This window comes from Chamaesiphon sp. OTE_75_metabat_556, from assembly GCF_031378165.1.
Taxonomy (GTDB): Bacteria; Cyanobacteriota; Cyanobacteriia; order Cyanobacteriales; family Chamaesiphonaceae; genus Chamaesiphon.
Genome location: NZ_JANNDR010000423.1, coordinates 1 through 3,692, shown reverse-complemented (window position 1 = coordinate 3,692; position 3,692 = coordinate 1). Strand labels below are relative to the sequence as shown.

Annotated in this window: 4 protein-coding genes and 1 pseudogene; 1 reads left to right on the top strand and 4 read right to left on the bottom strand. The window is 44.6% G+C overall.

Annotated elements, in window-relative coordinates:
- Nucleotides 1–268 precede the first annotated feature (268 nt).
- The 3 genes from RMO27_RS17215 to RMO27_RS17205 all read right to left on the bottom strand — a co-directional run bounded on the left by RMO27_RS17215 (nt 269) and on the right by RMO27_RS17205 (nt 2,002).
- Nucleotides 269–679 carry an aspartyl protease family protein gene (locus RMO27_RS17215; RefSeq protein ID WP_309734742.1) on the bottom strand — a complete coding sequence of 137 codons (411 nt, stop codon included), beginning with the start codon at nt 677–679 and terminating at the stop codon, nt 269–271.
- Nucleotides 679–963 (bottom strand): DUF5678 domain-containing protein, encoded by a 285-nt coding sequence (locus tag RMO27_RS17210; RefSeq protein WP_309734739.1) that lies wholly within the window; start codon nt 961–963, stop codon nt 679–681. The genes RMO27_RS17215 and RMO27_RS17210 overlap by 1 nt, the downstream gene beginning before the upstream one ends.
- 85 nt (nt 964–1,048) lie before the next feature.
- Nucleotides 1,049–2,002 carry a DNA polymerase III subunit delta' gene (locus tag RMO27_RS17205; RefSeq protein ID WP_309734737.1) on the bottom strand — a complete coding sequence of 318 codons (954 nt, stop codon included), beginning with the start codon at nt 2,000–2,002 and terminating at the stop codon, nt 1,049–1,051.
- A gap of 245 nt (nt 2,003–2,247) precedes the next feature.
- Here RMO27_RS17205 and RMO27_RS17200 point away from each other — a divergent pair, with 245 nt between their 5' ends.
- Nucleotides 2,248–3,198: a PleD family two-component system response regulator gene (locus RMO27_RS17200; protein ID WP_309734736.1), complete on the top strand. Its 951-nt coding sequence runs from the start codon at nt 2,248–2,250 to the stop codon at nt 3,196–3,198.
- A 60-nt stretch (nt 3,199–3,258) separates the two neighbouring features.
- Here RMO27_RS17200 and RMO27_RS23940 read toward each other — a convergent pair.
- Nucleotides 3,259–3,603 (bottom strand): annotated as a pseudogene (locus RMO27_RS23940) (DUF433 domain-containing protein).
- Between the last annotated feature and the right edge of the window lie 89 nt (nt 3,604–3,692).

The following is a 3,692-nucleotide window of genomic DNA, read 5'->3' as shown; positions in this document are numbered from 1 at the left end:
AGGAAAGGCTCTATGACCTGTGATCGAATATGTCAATAAATCATGAAAAGGACTCTAAATTGACACTTTAAGTGGCTTTTAGTTGACATCAGGTTGGGATATACCCCAATCTGACAGGTTTTGACTCTCTTCTATGTTGTTAAACTCATGGTCTGAAAATAGCTTTGAGATTGAGTTCTGGGCTTAACGTGCAATATTCTCCGAATTCTGCGTTTCCCCCTATTCGAGCGCGATCGATTTTGTGCGGTTCGATCGAATTATCCTATCATTACAATCTCACTGCACCCAACAAACCATCAAATTCCACCAAACATTGATTCAGAACATCTCTACCGATAATTGCGTGTCCGTTCAAATCTACCAAACGACAAGCATAAGCCCGAATCGCCGAAAAATGGCGTGTACCAATACTCAGATCTACATAACAACCTAAACCCTGCATTTGTCCGCCTCCAACACCAACAATTTGAGCATTAGCTTTGAAAGTAACAAGATTTAATGCTGCAATCGCTTCTTCAGGGAGTAATGTACAATCGGAGCCAGTATCTAGAAATGCGGTACATGAATAACCAAGATTTTCAGTCAACTTTCGCTCCCATTTAGGCGGATAAATAGTTAGAGCAACAATCGGAGCAGGTGGTAAACCAGCACCAAGATCGACATAATTAAATACAGACATTATTTAGGTGGAAATAAATGACCAGCCGCCGACACCGATAATTGCGGTTCGGGATCGCAAACATATTCAACTAAAATATCCCGATGTCCATATTTAGCATACAATCTCGGCATTAACTGTCGATCGTCGCGATCGCTATCTAAAACAACTCCATTTTCAAATGCTATATATTGCCCCTCATATTGTCCGAGTAATTCTGGTTTAGCTGCTTGATATAAATGTTGTTGATGTAATAAGTGTTCGACTCTTTCTGGCTCAATTTGTTGGAGATGATTTGAATTCATAAAGATTTTTTGATTGGCCAATATCTCATTACTATTTTACACCTTTTCAATCGATCGACTGTTGGATCGATCGAGTTGCTAAAGCTTAGATTCGAGTCTCGCCGATTTTGAGAAAGGTACATTCCCAGACCAAACGGGGTTGAACATACGCGAGTAGCTGCGATCGAGTTTGTTCTAGGGTTTCGACTGGGTGGACGGTTCGATATTTTTGCCAGTAGGTATATTGCAGATAATCCACCAGCCATAGTTGCTCGGTGGAGTCTAGATCGCGATCGATCTGTTGGGCTAATTCTAGACCGTGACGGCGGGAAATTGGTAATTTGGTCGATCGATCTAGTAGATCCGCAGGCAGGGTTTGAAACTGCTCCCAGATCGCGATCGCCGCACCAGGACTACCTTGGGCGAGTCCCAATATTTCCGGTCGATCGAGGATTTCGGTTTTGCCTAATTTGGTTAAAACTTCGACCATCACAGTGCGATCTAGTCGGTGAAACGGGATCTGCTGACAGCGGGAAACGATCGTTGGTAATAACGCATCCAAGCTAGAAGAAATCGCGATAATTGTCGCTTTGCCTGGTTCTTCAAGGGTTTTTAATAACGCATTGGCTGCACCTTCCGGCATCGTCTCTGCCCCTTCGATCGCAATAACCGATCGTTCGCCGAGCAGCGGGGGACGTGCTAAAAATTGACCGATTTCGCGGATTTGTTCGATCCGAATTTGCGGTGGTGCTTTCTTTTTGATGCCAGCAGCAGTGGCTTCGGCAGTGGAAAAGAGTTTGCCTTGATGAGTGTAAGTCGGTGACACCCACAATACGTCAGGATGATTGCCCTGACTGAGTTTTTGTTGGATGAGAGCGCGATCTGACGGTGCTGCGCGATCGCCAAAAATCAATTCGATAAAGCAGCGGGCTGCCAAGCTTTTGCCGATCCCATCCGCCCCATGAAATAGATATGCTGGGGCGAGGCGTTGCATGGAGATCGATCGTTGCAGTAGTTCTACCGCTTGGGTTTGGCCGCTGAGGGCAGAGCTAAATTGCATCGAGGATTAGCTTGCAGATAGTCGAACAATTGTACCGTCGATCGGGATGTGGCAGCAACCAGCAACCGATAATGCCAGACTTCCTAGTGAAAATATCGATCTTCCCGATGCAACTGTTCTGCGACTGCGTGGGTACACTATGTGGAAGAGCAAGAGAACCGCAGCCAACCGTGCAAATCATCACCAAACGATCGATCTACACAACACCCGGACGAGTACATCGATGATTATTTACGGGAGTTACTATGAACTTTACTGAACCTAGCTGTCAACGAATTTTATTAGTTGATGACGATCTGGTCGTGCGGGCGAAGGTCAGTGAATCGCTAGCAGCAGACGGTTTTGAAGTTATCCTAGCCAAAAATGGTGATGATGGCATTGCCGCCTATCAAGAACATCGTCCCGATCTGATTTTGGTCGATGCGGTGATGCCAATTTTAGATGGATTTGAGTTTTGTGAACAACTCAAAAATCTCGGCGAACGCTTGACCCCGATTTTGATGATTACATCTTTAGATGATAATGAATCGGTCGATCGCGCTTTTGCATCGGGAGCAACTGATTATATTACTAAGCCGATCAATCTTTCGATTCTCCGTCAACGCGTACGCAATTTGGTGCGGCAATCGCATTTAATTAAAAATCAATTAAACGAACTGCAACAAGCCAATCAAAATCTCCAATTATTAGCCAATTTAGATAGTCTGACGAAGCTATCTAATCGACGTGGCTTTGATGACTATATCCAGCGTGAATGGGATCGGATGCGGCGGATTAAGGCTCCATTATCTTTAATCATGTGCGATGTCGATTTCTTCAAAAATTATAACGATCGCTACTTACATCCCAATGGCGATCGCTGTTTGATTCAAGTAGCGATGTCGATTCGCAATACGGTCAGACGCAGTGGTGATTTAGTCGCCCGTTATGGTGGCGAAGAATTTGCGATCGTCCTGCCAAATACCGATGCTTTAGGTGCAGTTTCGGTAGCCGAAAATATTCGATCGGCAGTCAAGAGCCTTCAGATCGCCCACGAGGCTTCGAGCGTCTGTCCCCACGTCACGATTAGCGTCGGTGTTTCGACGATTATTCCCAATCATGAGAATGATTTTCAAGCATTAGTAGATGCTGCCGATCGAGCATTATATCAAGCCAAATCGCAAGGGCGCGATCGGGTGACGATGATTGTGGCTTAAATTAGGTTTTAGGCTTTAGGCTTTAGGTATGAGACTTGTTGAAGTCAGTTATACAACTGTTTAGTCTTGATTCATCACCGCATTGTTTTCTTCGATATCAGCTTCGATTTCATCAGGAAAAGTCGCCGCGTATGCCCAAGCATTGGCAATATTAGTTGCCGAAAGAGTGGGATAACTCGTCAGTAAGTCAGCTTCGCTGTAACCAATGCGCCGCGATTCAACCAATCCCCATACAGTAATGCGGGTTCCTGCGATACAAGCACTACCCCCGCAGACACCGGGCGTTTTTTAAATGCCTTGACTAAGATTGGTTTTACCTTGAGATAGAAGCTGGACAACTTGTACTTTCTCGCTTTCAGAAAGAGCTATAGCAATCTTATTTGATTCGCAAGTTTTATAGTGCATTTGCTCTACACCTGATTTGTTGATACATAACCGCTAAAGCGATTTTATCGACAGTGCTTTTGTATGAAAATCCTGGATTCTCATTTAGG